This is a genomic window from Exiguobacterium sp. SH31, assembly GCF_001816105.1.
Classification (GTDB): domain Bacteria; phylum Bacillota; class Bacilli; order Exiguobacteriales; family Exiguobacteriaceae; genus Exiguobacterium; species Exiguobacterium aurantiacum_A.
In genome coordinates, this window is sequence record NZ_LYTG01000079.1 from 27,347 (window position 1) to 45,150 (window position 17,804).

General features: G+C 54.8%; 14 protein-coding genes. 11 read left to right on the forward strand and 3 right to left on the reverse strand.

What is annotated here, in order from left to right; genetic code table 11:
* Position 1 precedes the first annotated feature (1 nt).
* The 5 genes from ligA (at position 2) to clpB (ending at position 8,632) form a co-directional block, all read left to right on the forward strand.
* A complete protein-coding gene (ligA, locus tag A6395_RS11040; protein ID WP_071399062.1) occupies positions 2-1,996 on the forward strand; it encodes an NAD-dependent DNA ligase LigA in 1,995 nt (664 codons plus the stop codon).
* Positions 1,997-2,251: 255 nt separating this feature from the next.
* A complete protein-coding gene (locus A6395_RS11045; protein WP_071399063.1) occupies positions 2,252-3,700 on the forward strand; it encodes an LPXTG cell wall anchor domain-containing protein in 1,449 nt (482 codons plus the stop codon).
* Between the two features lie 205 nt (positions 3,701-3,905).
* The gene (locus A6395_RS11050) at positions 3,906-5,015 is read left to right on the forward strand and encodes a CamS family sex pheromone protein (protein ID WP_233589738.1); all 1,110 of its coding nucleotides are present in this window, start codon (positions 3,906-3,908) and stop codon (positions 5,013-5,015) included.
* Between the two features lie 140 nt (positions 5,016-5,155).
* Positions 5,156-6,022: a DnaJ C-terminal domain-containing protein gene (locus A6395_RS11055; protein WP_071399065.1), complete on the forward strand. Its 867-nt coding sequence runs from the start codon at positions 5,156-5,158 to the stop codon at positions 6,020-6,022.
* A gap of 18 nt (positions 6,023-6,040) precedes the next feature.
* Positions 6,041-8,632 carry an ATP-dependent chaperone ClpB gene (gene clpB, locus A6395_RS11060; RefSeq protein WP_071399066.1) on the forward strand — a complete coding sequence of 864 codons (2,592 nt, stop codon included), beginning with the start codon at positions 6,041-6,043 and terminating at the stop codon, positions 8,630-8,632.
* 33 nt (positions 8,633-8,665) lie between these two features.
* Here the strand turns inward: clpB and A6395_RS11065 are convergent, their stop codons facing one another.
* Together A6395_RS11065 and hemG are read right to left on the reverse strand one after the other, a co-directional pair.
* On the reverse strand, positions 8,666-9,739 hold the full coding sequence (locus tag A6395_RS11065; RefSeq protein WP_071399067.1) for a TIGR04053 family radical SAM/SPASM domain-containing protein: 1,074 nt from the start codon (positions 9,737-9,739) through the stop codon (positions 8,666-8,668).
* Entirely contained in the window at positions 9,736-11,103 is a 1,368-nt protein-coding gene (gene hemG / locus A6395_RS11070; protein WP_084813043.1) for a protoporphyrinogen oxidase, read from the reverse strand. Before hemG ends, A6395_RS11065 begins: the two co-directional genes overlap by 4 nt.
* 111 nt (positions 11,104-11,214) lie before the next feature.
* Between hemG and A6395_RS11075 the strand changes: the two genes are divergently transcribed.
* Complete coding sequence (locus A6395_RS11075; protein ID WP_071399068.1) at positions 11,215-11,394, forward strand: hypothetical protein; 180 nt, start codon at positions 11,215-11,217, stop codon at positions 11,392-11,394.
* Between the two features lie 59 nt (positions 11,395-11,453).
* Complete coding sequence (gene glsA / locus A6395_RS11080; RefSeq protein ID WP_035386199.1) at positions 11,454-12,395, forward strand: glutaminase A; 942 nt, start codon at positions 11,454-11,456, stop codon at positions 12,393-12,395.
* Here glsA and A6395_RS11085 read toward each other — a convergent pair.
* Positions 12,392-13,165 carry a CHAD domain-containing protein gene (locus tag A6395_RS11085; RefSeq protein ID WP_071399069.1) on the reverse strand — a complete coding sequence of 258 codons (774 nt, stop codon included), beginning with the start codon at positions 13,163-13,165 and terminating at the stop codon, positions 12,392-12,394. The genes glsA and A6395_RS11085 overlap by 4 nt on opposite strands.
* A gap of 39 nt (positions 13,166-13,204) precedes the next feature.
* Here A6395_RS11085 and A6395_RS11090 point away from each other — a divergent pair, with 39 nt between their 5' ends.
* From A6395_RS11090 to A6395_RS11105, 4 genes are all read left to right on the forward strand, one after another.
* Positions 13,205-14,575, forward strand: coding sequence for an MATE family efflux transporter (locus tag A6395_RS11090; RefSeq protein WP_071399070.1), 1,371 nt, complete (start codon positions 13,205-13,207; stop codon positions 14,573-14,575).
* Between the two features lie 179 nt (positions 14,576-14,754).
* The gene (gene nagA / locus A6395_RS11095; protein ID WP_071399071.1) at positions 14,755-15,903 is read left to right on the forward strand and encodes an N-acetylglucosamine-6-phosphate deacetylase; all 1,149 of its coding nucleotides are present in this window, start codon (positions 14,755-14,757) and stop codon (positions 15,901-15,903) included.
* Positions 15,900-16,664 (forward strand): glucosamine-6-phosphate deaminase, encoded by a 765-nt coding sequence (gene nagB / locus A6395_RS11100; RefSeq protein ID WP_071399072.1) that lies wholly within the window; start codon positions 15,900-15,902, stop codon positions 16,662-16,664. The genes nagA and nagB overlap by 4 nt, the downstream gene beginning before the upstream one ends.
* 156 nt (positions 16,665-16,820) lie before the next feature.
* On the forward strand, positions 16,821-17,804 hold a 984-nt coding region (locus A6395_RS11105; RefSeq protein WP_071399073.1), incomplete at its 3' end, for an LCP family protein.

Consider the following 17,804-nt stretch of genomic DNA (forward strand, 5'->3'; position numbering starts at 1 on the left):
TATGGAGATGACAGAACACGTCGAAACGTTACGACAAAAGTTGAACCAATACGGCTATGAATATTATGTGCTTGACCGGCCGAGCGTCCCGGACGCCGAGTACGACCGGCTCATGAACGAGTTGATTCAAATCGAGACGGACTATCCGGAGCTTAGGAGCCCGGATTCGCCGACGCAACGCGTCGGCGGCGCCCCGCTCGATGCGTTCGTGAAAGTGACGCACGATACCCCGATGCTCTCGCTCGGCAACGTGTTCTCGAAAGACGATTTGATCGAGTGGGTCGAGCGGATTGAAAAAGATCTTGGCTATGCCCCGTTGTTCGTCGCCGAGCTGAAGTTCGACGGTCTTGCCGTCTCGCTCAAATACGAAGACGGTCGCCTCAAGCGCGGGGCGACGCGCGGAGACGGGACGACAGGCGAAGACATCACGCAAAACTTGAAGACGATTCGCACGATCCCGCTCCGCCTGAATGAGGATGTGACGTTCGAAGTGCGCGGCGAGGCGTATATGCCGAAACGTTCGTTCGAACACTTGAACGACGAGCGGGAACGCCTCGGTGAGCCGTTGTTCGCCAATCCGCGTAATGCGGCCGCCGGGTCGCTGCGTCAGCTCGACTCGAAGATCGCGTCGTCACGAAATCTCGCCTTCTTCGCGTATGGGCTCGTCTCAAACGATGAGCTCGTCGCGTCGCACGATGAGTCGCTCGATTACTTGAATCGTCTCGGGATCGCCGTGAGCGGGGAATATACGACATGTCGGACAGCGGACGAGCTGTGGGACTATATCGAGACGTACGTGACGAAACGTTCAGAACTCCCGTATGAGATTGACGGGATCGTCATCAAAGTCGCGGCTTACGAAGAACAAGAACAGCTCGGTTTTACGGCCAAAAGCCCGCGCTGGGCCGTCGCCTATAAATTCCCGGCCGAAGAAGTCGTCACGACGATCGAAGACGTTGATTTCAGTGTCGGACGGACGGGGAAAGTGACGCCGCGGGCCCGGTTCGCGCCGGTTTCGGTCGCGGGATCGACCGTGACGTACGCGACACTCCATAACGAAGACTTCATCAAAGAGAAAGACCTTCGCATCAACGACCGGGTCGTCATTAAAAAGGCCGGAGACGTCATTCCAGCCGTCGTTTCCGCGCTCGTCAGCGAACGGACCGGGAACGAGGCAGAAATCGTTTTTCCGACTCGCTGCCCCGCGTGTGAGTCCGAACTCGTCCGCTTAGACGGTGAGGCGGATCATCGCTGCGTCAACCCGGAATGTCCGGCCCAACTGCTCGAAGGGCTGATTCATTTCGTGTCGCGACCAGCGATGAATATCGACGGTCTCGGTGAAAAAGTCATCACCCAGCTTCATGAGGCCGGCCTCGTCCATAACGTCGCCGATTTGTACGTCCTCGAGCGAGAAGCACTCCTTGATTTAGAACGGATGGGTGAGACATCAGTGACGAACTTGCTTGCCGCAATCGAACAATCGAAACAGAATTCGCTTGAACGGGTGTTGTTCGCCCTCGGGATTCGTCTCGTCGGTCAGAAGGCGGCCTCGCTCATCGCAGAGCGGTTCGAGACGATGGACGCGATTATGGACGCCTCGGTTGAAGCTTTGATCGAGATTGACGGGATCGGGACGAAGATGGCGGAATCGATCGTTCTTTACTTCGAGAAGCCTGAGGCGCGTGAACTCGTCCGTGAACTCGATACGGCCGGTGTCAACTTGACGTTCAAAGGAGTGAAGCGGTCCGTCGCCGCCGACGCCCCGCTCGCTGGTAAGACGGTCGTCTTGACCGGGAAGTTGTATGAGATGACACGCGGTGAGGCGGGAAAACGATTAGAACTCCTCGGCGCGAGCGTGACCGGAAGTGTCAGTAAGAACACCGATCTCCTCGTCGCTGGCGAGAAGGCAGGTTCAAAACTGTCGAAAGCCGAAGCGCTCGGTGTCGAAGTATGGGATGAATCGAAACTGCTCGCCTTTTTAGCGGAACACGTCTGAACGGAAGACCCTCAAAGAAGCGAGGGTCTTTTTTCGTTGACTTGATTTATAAAAATCTCAGTATATGGACGGATTCACTAAAGTGGTGGACGGGTAATGAATAGTAACAACAAAATTGTAAAATTTTTCTGCAACCGAGGTACTCTTGACACCACGACTCGTGCACACTCACCCTCTATCTCCCCTCCGTGCCAGAGCGCTGTCGTCGGGACATTTTGTCACTGATGGACATACATCTTAGAGGAGGGGACCACCATGCGTAGCGCCACCAAACGGTTCACGGCATTCATCACGTTATTCGTTTTACTCATCGGCATGTGGGCACCAAACGTTCTTTATGCAAGCGACACGACGGAAACGAGCACGCTGTACGTCCAAGTCGATCTCACCGCTGAAGAGCAAGTGAAACTAGACGAAGCTAGTCTTGTCTATGCCGATATTACGTATTATGGGGTTCGCGAGACCGCGGACGTCTGGCGTTTTATCATAGACGTTCAAGCAGTCGAGACGTCCTTGATTGATCAAGTCACGTTATATAACGAGGAAGGCGTACCGTACTCGTTTACGCCAGCATCGATTACAGCTGAGCTACGGATTGAAGAGCTACCGATTGAAGACCCAGCGCTCGAGGTGACAGAACCTGGTGTCACAGACGAGAGCAGTGAACCAGTGAGCGAAGTGACAGAACCGGCAACCGAGGCGCCGATGACCGAAGAAGTCGCGGCGGCGACGGTCGAACCAGTGGTCGAAATCGGACTTGAAGTCGGCAAAGAGGCGAACATCGACCAAGCCGTCGTCGGAGGGCGCATCCCTTATACGTTCGTCATCGAGAACACGGGCGATGCGACGTTGACGATCACGTCGATTGAAGACGAGTTTTTCAGCGGTGGGATTCAAGACGATGCCATCACTGCTTTCAACGAGGAAGTACGCAGCAAGCTGACGGGACTCATCGGTGACGATGGTCTCGCTTCCGGCGAACGCGTCGAAACGACTGTAATTCTCGATGTGCCGAGCGACTACGACCAAGTGATGCATCCTGAGGTTGGGAACATCTTCCGTGTTGCTGCGACTGATGAATCGGGGCGTATCGTCAACGCTGAAAGTCAGCAAATCGTTTTGCTCAACCGGCTCGATTTCACGGTCACGAAAGTCGCGAACCCGCAAACGGTCCATCCGGGCGAGACAATCCTCTATACGTACACGCTCACGAATACGTCGAACGTCACCCTTTACTTCGTCGACGTGGTGGAAGAGTGGACGAGCGGCGCTTTGACAGCGAAAGAACAACGCGAGACGACAGAGGTGCTCCGCGACGGGATGCGAGCGCTCGCTGAAGTCGAGAACGGATTGATTCCGGGCGAGGAAGTCGTGCTCGAACTAGAAAAAGTGTTACTGCCGTCATACGATGTTCGAGCCGGGGGGATTTTGACGAACCGGGTCACGTTCACGTTTGAAGTCAACGAGGCAGCTCGTGTCTCTCGGTCGGCGGAGACGACAGTCCACGTCAAACAAGCGATTCCGGAACGGGAAGACGACGAAGCGGTATACGTACCAGAACCGATTACGCCCGTGTCACCTGAGCAAGGCACACTGCCAATGACCGGCACGACCGAGACGTGGGGTACTGTGATCGGCCTCGTCTTGATTGTACTCGGCCTATTGTTCTTCACACACCGGCGCCGGCCGTCTTCAAAAACTTGAGCATACGTCCTTCGATGAGAGTCGAGGGACGTACTTTTGTGATTCTCGACTGATTCCGCTTCGACACTTTTTTCAACGGACGATTTTGTTATAATGGACGAAGTGTATAACGAATTGATTCGTCAAAGGAGTTTGGACATAGATGAAATGGAAACAAATAATAATCCCCGCCCTCGCCGCGACGGTATTTCTCGGTGGGTGTTCAATGAAAATTCCGATGGGGGAAGAAGAAGTGACGCCGACCGGGAACGAGACGACGTCAGAAGGTGTCACACAAGCGATTGAAGCGCGAGACTCGTATTACCAGATGGTGATTCCGTTCAAGCCGGCCGCAGCGCGCGGGCTCGCCCAACGCCAAGTCAGCTCATCGCTCGAACTAGAAGAAGTCGAGCTTGGTCTCATGCGCCATTCGACCGGCGCGTTCTCCCCTGAACAATACGTTTATCAAGAAGGGCAATTATTGACGGCTGAAGACGTCTCTCGTCTGCTCGGACGAAAAGATAAAACATCTGAAGGCCTGACACCGCTCAACCCGGCCTATGCGAACGGGACGGCAGAAGTCGCAGAGGACAAGTTCGTTGAAGAAAACAAGAAGTCGCCGCTCTATTTGGCGTCGCTCATCGAACAAAACTATATGACAAAGACGGATAACGGATATCAACTCGACGGTGTCTCGTTTGCTCTCATTTTGAACCGTGAGTACGTCTTCCAGGCCCCGAACTTCGGTCCGACGTACACGGAAAAGTTAGATGCAAAAAAAGTCATCGCAGAAGGGGAACGGATGGCAAATGAACTCGTCGCACAACTGCGGAAGCGTGAAGACTTTAAGGGTCTTGACATTAACGTCGCCCTATACATGAAGTCGGTGCAAGGGTCACCGACACCGGGCAATTACGTCAAATCAGCGTTCGTCGGGGAAGGTGCGGAAGTAGCCGCGTCTGATTGGAAAGCAATCGACGAGAAGTACTACTACTTCCCATCGAATACGGCGACGACCGAAGTGCGTGATGACGCACAGAAGTTTACGCTGTTTAGCGACCGAATCGCTGATGTCTTCCCTGACTTCAGCGGCATGATCGGTAAAGGATTCTATCAGAACGGTGACTTGTCACGCATCGAGATCGACATCCCAATCCAATTCTACAGCCGGGCCGAACTCGTCGGCTTCACGCAACACGTCGTCGGTTTGCTTGAGAACCGTTGGGAATACAATCGGAACGTCCCGGTCCGTATCAATGTCACCTCACTCGGCGGCACGCAAGAAGTGACGATCGTGTTCGAAGAAGGCATGGATACACCGAAAGTTTACTTTTAACAGATGAGGTGCTTCGTAATGAAACGAAGCGTCTCTTTTTTTCGTATGTATTGTAACGAGGAAAATCTTTGACCTTCTTTGACCAAATCGGTAGAATAGACTTAACAGAAACGGGAAAGAATAAGGTGAGGTGAATCGAGATGACGAAAAACTACTATGACGTGCTTGGCGTGTCGAAACAGGCATCCGACCAAGACATTAAGAAAGCTTATCGAAAACTAGCGAAACAATATCATCCGGATGTGAATAAAGAGCCGGGGGCACAGGATCAGTTCAAAGCAATCCAAGAAGCGTTCGATGTGTTGAGCGACCCCGACAAGAAAGCAAATTATGACCGTTACGGCAGTCCGGAAGGCCCGACGTTCGGTCAAGGGACGTATGACGGTGACGGATACGGGGAAGGTTCGGCGCAATTTGAAGACTTGTTCCGTCAGTTCGGTGGCGGATCACGCACGACGTCGCGGACGTTCGGATTCGACGACATGTTCGGAAGTTTCTTCAACCAAGCGGTAGAAGAAGATTTAGATGAGACGGTCCGGGTCAACGTGCCGCTCAGTCAGTTGACTAGTGATTCGAAAGTGAGTTTGCGCCTGCAAACGGGTACGGTCAACGTGAAGATTCCGCAAGGCGCCCATGAGGGCCAGAAACTTCGACTGAAAGGCAAGAGTAGCAAAGTCGGTCAATCAGGCGACCGGGGCGATGTGTACGTCGAACTCCATTTCACCGATGACGAAACGTATCGACGAGAAGGAGCGAACGTCATCACCGTCAAACGGTTGCGGCCACTTGCTTTCCTAGACGGTACCGAAGTCGTCGTCGCGACGCTCGACGGCGGCCGGGTCAAGCTGAAAGTCAAACCGGGTTCACGTCCGGGCCAACGGATGCGGATTCCGGGCCGCGGTTTCATGACTGCTTCAAAAGTCCGGTCCGACTTGTTCATCCAACTCGAGGTCGACTTACCGCTCGACGCCGCCCACCGATCTGTTTATGAACAACTAGAACGCTGAGCATAAGGAGGAAACAACATGGATTTCAATCGATTTACAGATAAAGCGCATGAAGGAATCGTCAGTTCGCAAGCACTTGCTAAACAGTATCATCATAGCGAGATGAATGAATGGCACGTCCTCGCCTCGATGATTTCGCAAGCTGACGGCATCATTCCACTGTTGTTGCAAAAGATGGAGTTGAACGTCGCGGAGATAGAAGCAGAAGTAGCAATGGCGCTCAAGAACGCACCGAAACTTCAAAATCCGACGACACCGATGATCTCGGCCTCGCTGCTTAACGTGTTGACGACGGCCGAGCGTGAAGCGACCGGTATGAGTGACGAGTACGTCTCGGTCGAACACGTCCTACTCGGAATTCTCCTCAACAAGAGCCAAGCGCAAGCGATGCTCGAGCGCAAAGGCGTGACCGAGGACAAGTTACGCGAGGCGCTCGTCGCCGTGCGCGGCAACCGACGCATCACGTCGAAGTCACCGGAAGCGACGTACGACGTCTTGACGAAGTACGGCCGTGATTTGATTCAAGAAGTGAAGACCGGAAAAATCGACCCGGTCATCGGGCGCGACAGTGAGATTCGCCGCGTCATCCGCATCTTGAGCCGGAAAACGAAAAACAACCCGGTGCTCATTGGGGAGCCAGGGGTCGGGAAGACGGCGATCGTCGAAGGGCTTGCCCAGCGTATCGTCCGCGGTGACGTCCCGGAAAGCTTAAAAGACAAGACAATCTTCAGCCTCGACATGAGCTCGCTCGTCGCCGGTGCCAAATATCGAGGTGAGTTCGAGGAACGGTTACAAGCCGTCTTGAACGAAGTGAAAGAGGCGGAAGGGAAGATCATCCTCTTCATCGACGAGTTGCACACAATCGTCGGGGCTGGTAAATCGGAAGGCGCGATGGACGCGGGCAACATGCTCAAACCGATGCTCGCCCGCGGTGAACTTCACTGTATCGGCGCGACGACACTCGATGAGTACCGCCAATACATCGAAAAAGACCCGGCGCTCGAACGGCGCTTCCAGCAAGTGCTCGTCGATGAGCCGGACGTCGAAGACACGGTCTCGATTTTGCGCGGATTGAAAGAACGCTTTGAGATCCATCACGGCGTCCGCATTCATGACAACGCGCTCGTCGCGGCGGCTGTGCTGTCGAACCGCTACATCACCGACCGGTTCATGCCGGACAAGGCGATCGACCTTGTCGATGAATCGTGCGCGATGATCCGGACCGAGATGGAATCGATGCCGGCTGAACTCGACGAACTCGTGCGCCGCGTCATGCAACTTGAAATCGAAGAGGCCGCTTTGAAGAAAGAGAGCGACGAGGCCTCGAAAAAACGTCTCGACGTGCTCCAGCAAGAACTCGCCTCGACGCGTGAACAAGCGGATGCACTCCGTCTGCGCTGGGAGAACGAGAAAGAGTCGACACACCGCGTGCAGCACATCCGCGGGGACCTCGAGAAAGTGAAGCTCGAACTGCAAGAAGCCGAGAGCCGCTACGACTTGAACCGGGCTTCCGAGTTGAAGTACGGACGGATTCCAGAGCTCGAACGTGACCTCGCCGAAGCCGAACGTCTCGCCGGCTCAGTGACGCGTGAACTCGTCCGGGAAGAAGTGACGGAAGAAGAGATCGCCGAGGTCGTCTCGAAATGGACGGGCATCCCGGTGACGAAGTTGACAGAAGGTGAGCGCGACAAGTTGCTCAACCTCGAGACGGTGCTGCATCAACGTGTCTTCGGACAAGATGAGGCGATCCGACTCGTCAGCGACGCCGTTATCCGGGCCCGGGCCGGCATTAAAGACCCGAACCGTCCGATCGGCTCGTTCCTGTTCCTCGGTCCGACCGGGGTCGGGAAGACCGAACTCGGGAAAGCGCTCGCCGAAGCGATGTTCGATTCTGAAGACCACATCGTTCGTCTCGACATGAGTGAGTACATGGAGAAACACGCCGTATCCCGCCTCGTGGGGGCACCTCCAGGATACGTCGGCTACGAAGAGGGCGGTCAATTGACCGAAGCGGTGCGCCGCAGCCCGTACTCGGTGCTCTTGCTTGACGAAGTCGAGAAAGCGCACGCCGACGTGTTCAACATCTTGCTACAATTGCTCGATGACGGTCGCTTGACCGATTCACACGGTCGCGTCGTCGACTTTAAGAACACGATCGTCATCATGACTTCAAACATCGGGGCCGATATTTTACTCGAGGCCGCGAAAGACGGTATCATCGATGAAGAGGAAGAACGTCAAGTCATCGAGCGGCTTCGTCGCCACTTCCGGCCGGAGTTCTTGAACCGGGTCGATGAGACGATCTTGTTCCATCCGCTCACGCGCGCCCAAATCGGACAGATTGTCGAGAAAGCGGTCGCTCGGATGGGCAGCCGCTTGACGGCACGCTCGATTCGGATCGAAATCTCGGACGCGGCGAAAGCGTTCATCGCCGACGAAGCGTACGAGCCACAGTTCGGCGCCCGTCCGATCAACCGTTACGTACAACGGACGATCGAGACGAAGCTCGCGCGCAGCATTCTCGCCGGTGACGTCGAGGATGGTCAGACCGTCATGATCGACGTCGAGAACGGAGAATTGACGCTCCGTCCGACGACGGTGGCGTACTAAACAATAAGGAGCACAGGCCGAGGCCTGCGCTCCTTATTTCGCGTGTTCAGGTTGATATGTACAATACGGTTCCTCTGCCTTATAGTCGCCGGTGACAGCGTAGGCTCGGGCCCGCGATCCGCCGCATAAGTAACGGTATTCGCAGTAGCCGCATTTGCCGCCGTGCGTGTCCGGGTCACGCAGCGTCTTGAACACCGGATGTTCCCGATAAATCTCGGCGAGCGGTGTCGTTTTGACGTTGCCGCAGTTGATCGGCAGGAAGCCGGACGGTTGGACATCACCGGTGTGCGAGATGAAGACGAAGCCGTTGCCGTCATTCGTCCCGCGTGGCGCTTTGGCGAGGTCGTCATGCGGATGACCGATCGGCGCGAGTCCTGCGTCTTTCCGTTTTTGATTTTCTTGCCGGGCGACCCGGCGATAGAACTGGGCCTCGGTCGTCGAGATGATGTATGGCACATGTTCTTGCAGCGCGAATGCCCAGCGCAGCACGTCCTCATGTCGTTCCGGTGAGATTGGTTGCAGGAGCGAGCCGCGACCGGTCGGGACGAGGAAGAACAACGTCCAGACCGAGACGCCGAGCTCACCAACGAGTTTCGCGATCTCTGGCAGTTGGTCGACGTTGTACTCGGTCACGGTCGTATTGATTTGGAACGACATGCCTTCCTCCCGGAAATAGGAGATGCCGCGGATCGTCCGCTCGAAGCTCCCGCGTGTCCCGCGGAAATGATCGTGCGTTTTTGCGTCCGCACCGTCGAGTGAGAACGCCCAGCGTGTCAATCCGGCCGCTTTGGCCCGTCTGACCGCGTCATGAGTCACCCGTGGCGTCGCTGATGGGGTCATTGAGACGCGCATGCCGAGTGACGCCGCGTATTCAGTCAACTCGAACAAGTCTTCGCGCATGAGCGGGTCGCCGCCCGTGAAGACGAGAATCGGGTTGTCCATCGCGTAAATGTCACGAATGAGCGCCTTGCCTTGCGCCGTGTCTAATTCATCAGGGTAACGATGGTACTGCGCCTCGGCCCGGCAATGGACGCAAGACAAGGCGCACGCACGCGTCACTTCCCAGATGACGATGAACGGGTTCTCATTGTAATCAATCCGTTTCATGAGCGCACCACCTGCTTCGCCGTCATCGCCCGTGTGACGGCCTGTTTGGCGGAATCGACACAGTCGGGAAGCCCGACCCCGTGTAAGATCGCCCCGCACGCCTCGACGCCGTCGAGAGCGGCCAAGGCATGTTCGAACGCGTGCACATGTTGCTTATGGCCGACCTCGTACTGCGGCATCGTATCGACGTGGCGCTCGACTTTCGTGAAGAGCGGTGTCCCGACGTGTTGAATCTTGCGGAGCTCGTTTAACGCAAACTCGGCGATCGCTTGATCCGTTGCGGCTAATAAGCCGGGAACGTGATCGGAACCGATATAGACGCGCAAGAGCGCCTTACCTTTCGGTGCCATGTGGGGCCATTTCTTATGCATCCAACTGCAGGCGGTTAACGCATTAGCTTCCGCTTTGGCGATAACGTAACCTGTCCCGTCGAGCGCCGCCACATCTTTCTCGTCGAACGCCGCGAGGACGGTGATCGATGAGGTGCGCTTCAATTGAGATAGTCGCTCCGCCTCGGGGATTCCGAGGATCGGGCCGAGTGCATTCGGCGAAGTCGCTAAGATGATGCCGTCAAACTGTTCGATCGTACCGTCCTCGAGCTCGATCTCATGAGGGCGGACCGAGGCGACACGGGTGTCGGTGTAGAGGCGGTCGATCGACGGACGGAGCGCCTCGATGAGGATTCCGAGCCCGTTTTGTAACGATAAAAACTTCCCGGCCTCACGCGGTTTCACTCCGGCTTGTACAGGCGGCGTGAGTGCTTTCATGCCGAGAATCAAGCTGCGTGTTTTTTGTTCAATCGTGATAAACTGAGGGAAAGTAGACTCGATGCTCATATCTTGAAGCGTCCCGTTATAAATGCCTGATAGGAGCGGTTCGATCATCGATTCGACGACTTCAGAGCCGAGCCGGGTCCGGAAAAACGTGTCGAGCGAAATGTCTTCGCCCGCATAGACGCGGGGGAGCACCAAGTCCATCCCGGCCCGAGCCTTTCCACGCCACGTGAACAGGTCGGTCTTCACCATCGGCCAAAATTTCGTGGGGATGCCCATGACGGAACCCGCAGGCATTTGCCGTAACTTGTTGCGAACGTATATGTAAGACGTGCCGGTCTGTGAACGAACGAGCTGTTCATCAAGACCGAGTTTGGTGATGAGTTCGGTCAACGTCGGCTTTCTGGCCATATAACCGTCGGGACCGCATTCGAGTACAAATCCGTCCCGATAAACTGTCTTGATTTTCCCGCCGACCCGATCACTCGATTCGTAGAGTGTGACGTGTGCACCGGCCTGTTTCGCATAGTAGGCAGCGGCCATGCCGGTGATGCCGCCCCCGATAATCGCAATGTTGTTCAATCGATTCACCCATTTCTATATAGTCTTCGAACTAACCGTACCGAGAATATGGGTGTAGACATAGGATAAGTATCACACGGTTCTAGACGAAATTGTCACGGATGAAAGGGAGGGGCGACTATGGTTTGGTTCGGCATCACTGCTTCGATTGTCGTCGTGGGGATTGTCGCATTCATCACCGCGATGAACCGACATGGAGAGAAGCTTGCCGGGGATGAGGAAAGCCCGCCGGTCATTTGGGCCGACGAGGACTGGTACAAGCCAGGATGGTCCAAAGATGACGGTCCCCCGGATGGCTAAGCTTGAGAAGATATGATAAGATGAGCCGGTTGTAAACTATCGGATATGGGGTGAGTTTGATGAACGTATTAGAACAGCAGTTGGCGCATTTGGTCGACGAGTGTCGTCCGTATACGGCTCAAGGGAAAGTGGCGGATTATATCCCTGAGCTCGCACATGTCAAGGATGACTTACTCGGCGTGGCGATTTGCCTGCCTGACGGTTCTTACATCCATGCGGGTGATGTCCATCATAAATTTACGATCCAAAGCGTCTCGAAAGCACTCGCGCTTTGTTACGTATTGATGGAGTTCGGTGAGGACTTCGTGTTCTCGAAAGTCGGGATGGAGCCGACGGGTGATGCGTTCAACTCGATCGCCAAGCTCGAAGAGACCGTGCCATCGAAACCACTCAATCCGATGATTAACGCCGGGGCGCTAGCCGTCACGAGCATGATATTAGGGGATACGGCGGAACTTAAGATTTATCAGTTCCGTCAATTTTTAGCGACATTGCTCGGCGTACCAGTCGAAGAAGTGACGTACAACGAAAAAGTCGCCCGCTCGGAATACGAGACGACCGACTTAAACCGGGCCTTGCTTTATTTCATGCGCCACCACGGCATCGTGGAAGGTGACGTCGATGAGATCATCGACGTCTATACGAAACAATGTGCCATCGAGATCGACTGTTTTGACTTGGCCCGCATCGGACGGGTGCTCGCGGGCAACGGGGAAGACCCGGTCACAGGCGAAGAGTTGATTCCGCGCCGGGTCGTCCGCATCGTCAAAGCGATTATGACGACGTGTGGCATGTATGACGCCTCCGGTGAGTTTGCGGTCCGTGTCGGTCTGCCAGGGAAGAGCGGGGTGTCGGGTGCGATTCTCGCGACCGGGAAGCACGAACTTGGACTGAGCGACGTCGGCTTCGGGATTTTCGGTCCTGCGCTCGACTCAAAAGGCAATTCGATTGCTGGTATGAAGCTACTCGAACTGCTCGTCGAACGCTACACGTCACGCTAGAGCTTGATGGCGTCGACAGAAGCGTCAAGTTGCTCGTGCAGTGTGTCAATGAGTCGTTCATACGCCGAAACGTATTCTGTTGGCGGTGAAAAATCGGTCCAGCGCAGCAGCAATTGATGACGGTCGTTCATCTCACCAAGCTCGGTTTGGAGCCGTTTTAACTTTTGGACCTGGTCTTTTGAGGCCTTTTCTTCGTAGTTTAACAAGTACTCGTGCAAGTAGCGTTCACGCTTCACGGCGAGCCGGACTTTATGGAGTGTCTCAAGCCGGTCATGCTTTGATGTGGCGTGGTGGTGGGACTCGACGCGGCGTTTCCGCTCCGATTTTGCCTTATCGAGAAACGCTGAGGCGTCTTGCTTCTTTAACGAGCGATACAATTGACCGCCGATGAAGCGGCGCACTTGTTGGTCGAGCGACGGCGTCATCTTTTCGGTGACGCGCGAATTTAATATCGTCCGGTCTTTGGCGCGGTTCGCTTCCATGTGATCGGCAAACGCCTGCTCGAGCCCGGTCTCGATTGCGAGTCCTTGGAGCAACACGTCCCCGTCACGGACCGCACCGAGCGCTTCCATTAGCTGTTTCAATTGCCGATATGTGGAAGGTTTCGTATCGTACAGTTGCATGAACGTCAGCAACTTGCGCAAATGGACCCGGGCTTGGTGTACGTCTTCTGTGTTATGAAAGGTGAGCGCTTCGGTCATATAATGATTGAACGTATTCCATGTTTCCAATAGTTCATACTTTAGCTTCTCTGCATTCCGTTGATTCATCCGAATTTGTTCCTTTCTGAAATGAGATGAGGGTTGTCCATGTATCAAACGCATTCACTTAACGAAAAAATAAAATTATTCTTCACGATTTTCTTTCCGATTTTAGTTACTCAAGTATCATTTTACTTAATTAGCTTCTTCGATACGGTCATGTCAGGCCGAGCTGGGGCCGTCGACTTAGCTGGCGTCGGTGTCGGCTCGAGTCTATGGATGCCGGTCTATACGGGACTGAGCGGGATTCTGCTTGCTGTCGCACCGATTGTCGCTCAGGCGCTCGGGGCCCGTAATATCCAACATATCCAACGGACGCTGTATCAAGGCGTTTACTTAGCGATCGGACTGAGCATCGCGACGCTCGTCCTCGGTGCGTTCCTCGTTCCGGCCGCAGTGGACGGGATGGGGCTAAGTGAGGAAGGAAAACGGATCGCCAAAGGCTATTTGCTCGCGCTCGGATTCGGCGTCTTGCCGATGTTCTTGTTCAACGTGCTCCGGACGCTCATGGATTCACTCGGAAAAACCCGAATCTCCATGTTGCTTATACTATTAGGGTTACCCATTAACGTCGGGTTAAACTACATCTTCATTTTCGGGAAGCTCGGACTTCCTGCTTATGGGGGCATCGGGGCCGGCATCGCTTCTGCGATCACGTATTGGCTTCTCTTCTTCATGGCGTTCGCGTTCGTCCGGAGCGGGAAACCGTTCCTTGAGTATCGGTTCCTGCGTGCGCCGGATCGTTTAGCATGGCCGCGCCAAAAAGAGCTGCTCAAGCTCGGGACGCCAATCGGCCTCGCCATCTTTGCCGAGGTCAGTATTTTCGCGGCCGTGACGCTGCTTCTCAGTGAATACGGGGACAACATCGTCGCCGCCCACCAAGCGGCAATCAACTTTGCCTCGTTCGTCTATATGTTGCCGTTGTCCGCCTCGAGCGCTTTGACGATCGTCGTCGGCTATGAACTCGGCGCCCGTCGGCTTCAAGACGCGGTGCGCTATGCTAAGATTGGAATCGCGCTCTGTCTGGCCGTGTCATCATTTTCAGGCGCCTTGTTGTTCTGGCAGAATGAACGTGTCGCCGCCATTTATACGAATGACGCCGCTGTCGTTGAGCTTGCGGCCCACTTCATGATCTTTGCGGTCTTCTTCCAATTATCTGACGCTGTCGCCGCCCCGATTCAAGGCATCTTGCGCGGTTTCAAAGACGTCAACGTGACGCTCGTGTTGTCGCTCATCGCCTACTGGGTGATCGGACTGCCGCTCGGCTACTTACTCACGGAACGGTTTGGCTTCGGTCCCGATGGTTATTGGATTGGGCTCATCGTCGGACTTGCCGCCGGGGCAGTGCTCTTGTTCATGCGCCTCGTCCATATCGTCAAACGATACAATACAAAATCAGCTGTCGAAGAGACAACGTGACAAAATAAGGTTGGATGCCGGTTCGCCCGGGTTCAGCCTTTTTTTGTTTGAGTCGATGGGAAGTCGGGCAAATGACTGATGATTTGCTGATTTTTTTAAAACGGATAAATTGGTCTATACAACTATACTTATTTTTGTTATGCTATTGTCGAGAATAGCAGTGAAAGGGTGAATGACTGATGATGGTGATTATCAACGCATACCTCGTTTCTGGACAGGAGACGTGGGAACGCGGTTACGTTCGGATAAATGGGAAAACGATTGAAGCGGTCGGAGCGATGGCTGACTATGAGGCTGGAGATGAGACAGTGATCGATGTCGCAGGAAAACTCGTGACACCTGGCATGATTGATGTACATGTCCACGGGGGTTATGACGTCGACACGATGGATGCGGACCGAGACCGGTTACGATTCCTCAGTCAATCGATGCTCGCCGAAGGAGTGACCTCGTTTTTTGCGACGACGATCACGCAGTCACCGGAAGAAATCACCAAGGCGCTCGAGTCTGTCCGTGACGTCATCGAGTCAAACGAGACGACGGTTGCCGGTATCCATCTAGAAGGACCGTTCGTCAACGTCGAGAACGCGGGGGCTCAACCCGCAGAATATATTATCGATCCTGACGCCGAACAGTTTCGCATCTGGCAAGACGAGGCGGGCGGTCACATCCGACTCGTCACGTATGCACCGGAACGTCCGGGCGCACGAGAGCTTGAGCGAGTAATGATTGAATCGGGTGCCATCGGCTCAGCCGGTCATACGAATGCGACGTTTGCCGAGAACAAAGCGGCTGGCGTGAAGCACGGCACACATTTATACAATCAAATGCGCGGGCTGCACCACCGTGAACCGGGGACGGTCGGTTACTGCCTGTTAGAACGGGACGTCACGGTTGAAATTATTCCGGACGGGATTCACAGCCGCCCCGAGATGGTTGATTTCGCGTATCGCTTGAAAGGCGCGGACGGTCTCATCGTCATCACGGATGCGATGCGGGCGAAAGGTCTTCCGGACGGGCGTTACGAGCTCGGAGGACAACCGGTCATCGTCGAGGACGGCGCGGCGCGGCTTGAAGCCGGTAACTTGGCTGGAAGTGTGTTGACGATGGACGCGGCGTTCCGCAACATCATCGCCTTCACCGGATGCACGGTTCAAGAAGCCGTGAAGATGACGTCCGCGAACCAAGCCGCGGAGTTCGGCTTGAGTAAAAAAGGCTCAATCGCAGCAGGGTTTGACGCTGATCTCATCATCTGGGACGAGTCATTGACGGTCGAGCAGACAATTCACCAAGGACGCATCGGATTTGAGAAGGAGGACGTGAAATGAACATATTAGTAGCGAAGACACCAGCGGACGCTGAACAGATTGCCTACACGCTCATTAAAGAGCGCTTGGCCGGGAAACGGGAGTTCGTGCTCGGGCTTGCGACGGGGAGCACGCCGGTCGGGATGTACAAGATGTTCAAGCAGGACCAGCTCGATTGCCGCCATGTGACGAGCGTCAATTTGGACGAATATATCGGGCTCGCTCCGAGTCATCCTCAAAGCTATAATCATTTCATGGAAGAACGTCTGTTCAACGATGTTCCGTTCAAAGAAAGCCACCTACCGCGTGGTGACGCAAAAGACCCTGATGCTGAAGCGGAGCGGTATGAACAGCTCGTCCGATCGATCGGTGTCGATCTTCAACTGCTCGGGATCGGTGAAAACGGGCATATCGCGTTCAACGAACCTGGGACGGCGCTCGATGCGAAGACGCACGTTACAGCGCTCACCGAGTCGACGCGGGAGGCGAATCGCCGCTTCTTCGATGCAAGCGAAGAAGTTCCGACGCACGCGATCACGATGGGACTCGATACGATCATGAACGCGCGCGAGATCGTTCTCGTCGCAACGGGAGACCGAAAAGCGAACGCGGTCCATCACATGATCGAGAGTGTGCCGTCTGTCGATTGGCCCGCGACGATTTTACAGGCGCATCCGAGTGTCACAATCGTACTTGATACCGAGGCGGCCTCACAATGCGCGCAAGCCTTACAGGCACGCGGAAGCGAAGCAGCCGCACGGTTCTTCTCGATCCGCTCATAACCGTTCAACCTGGGGACGCATGTCCCCAGGTTTTTTTGGTTGCGATTGTGGGAAAATGTATGGAAATGAGTTTGTCATCAAAACGTTTTCGACAAAACTCGAGGATTCCTCTATAATAAGTGAAGCTCGTATCATTCGACCGTGAAGGAGAAAAACATGAACTCAAGAACTCAGGCGCGTAGACGGCGTAAAGGTCCGTCTGCGTTTTATAAAGTGTTCAGCTCGCTGATCCTCATTGCCGTCATCGTCGGCTCTAGCATGTATGGGGCGGCTTTTTATAAAGCGCACAACATGTTGTCCGGCACACAAGTGACGCTCGAGGACGACCCGACGATCGAACCGACCCGGTTTGATAAAGAGGACACCGAAAGTTTCCTCGTGCTCGGCACCGATCTCTCCCCACAAAAGAAAGCGCGAGGGGAGTTCGGTCGCTCTGACGTCATGATTGTCGTCATTTTGAACAAGAAAGACAAGCAGACGACGATGCTCAGCATTCCGCGAGACTCGTACGTCAATATCGATTATACAGGATTCAATATCCCTTACGGTAAGACCGGTCTCGATCAAGACAAAATCACGCACGCCTACTATTTCGGATCGATGGACGAGTCGAATCCGAACAACGGCATGCGCATGTCGACGAATACAGTCGAAGACCTAGTCGGTGTTGAAATCGACCACGTCGTGTCGCTCAACTTCCAAGGCTTCGTCGACTTCATCGATGCCGTCGGCGGCGTCGAAATCGACGTTCCGTTCTCGTCTGAACAGAAGAGTTATGACGCATCACGCGAAACCGTCCAAGTCGAAGCCGGTCTTCAGCAGCTGTCGGGCGAAGAAGCACTCGCTTATGTCCGAAACCGCTATGACGACCCGCGCGGGGACATCGGGCGCGGCCAACGTCAAATGGAAGTCATCAACGCTGTGCTCGAGCAGTCGCTCGGCACGTCATTGATCAACAACTATGACAAAGTGCTCAAAGCGGTCGGCGACAACATGCAGACGACGCTCGGACCGAACGACTATATGCGTTTGATCGAAGACGTCGGCGCCCTGAACAACACGGTTCAATATCAATTGACCGGAGAAGGTGCGCGTGGCAATGACGGCCACTTCTATTACTTCTTGAACGAGCCGTTGCTC

Excerpts from the sequence above, each read along its gene's own strand:
- ligA (WP_071399062.1), top strand. The coding sequence starts at position 2 with ATGGAGATGACAGAACACGTCGAAACGTTACGACAAAAGTTGAACCAA.
- A6395_RS11045 (WP_071399063.1), top strand. The coding sequence starts at position 2,252 with ATGCGTAGCGCCACCAAACGGTTCACGGCATTCATCACGTTATTCGTT.
- A6395_RS11050 (WP_233589738.1), top strand. The coding sequence starts at position 3,906 with ATGAAAATTCCGATGGGGGAAGAAGAAGTGACGCCGACCGGGAACGAG.
- A6395_RS11055 (WP_071399065.1), top strand. The coding sequence starts at position 5,156 with ATGACGAAAAACTACTATGACGTGCTTGGCGTGTCGAAACAGGCATCC.
- clpB (WP_071399066.1), top strand. The coding sequence starts at position 6,041 with ATGGATTTCAATCGATTTACAGATAAAGCGCATGAAGGAATCGTCAGT.
- A6395_RS11065 (WP_071399067.1), bottom strand. The coding sequence starts at position 9,739 with ATGAAACGGATTGATTACAATGAGAACCCGTTCATCGTCATCTGGGAA.
- A6395_RS11075 (WP_071399068.1), top strand. The coding sequence starts at position 11,215 with ATGGTTTGGTTCGGCATCACTGCTTCGATTGTCGTCGTGGGGATTGTC.
- glsA (WP_035386199.1), top strand. The coding sequence starts at position 11,454 with ATGAACGTATTAGAACAGCAGTTGGCGCATTTGGTCGACGAGTGTCGT.
- A6395_RS11085 (WP_071399069.1), bottom strand. The coding sequence starts at position 13,165 with ATGAATCAACGGAATGCAGAGAAGCTAAAGTATGAACTATTGGAAACA.
- A6395_RS11090 (WP_071399070.1), top strand. The coding sequence starts at position 13,205 with ATGTATCAAACGCATTCACTTAACGAAAAAATAAAATTATTCTTCACG.
- nagA (WP_071399071.1), top strand. The coding sequence starts at position 14,755 with ATGATGGTGATTATCAACGCATACCTCGTTTCTGGACAGGAGACGTGG.
- nagB (WP_071399072.1), top strand. The coding sequence starts at position 15,900 with ATGAACATATTAGTAGCGAAGACACCAGCGGACGCTGAACAGATTGCC.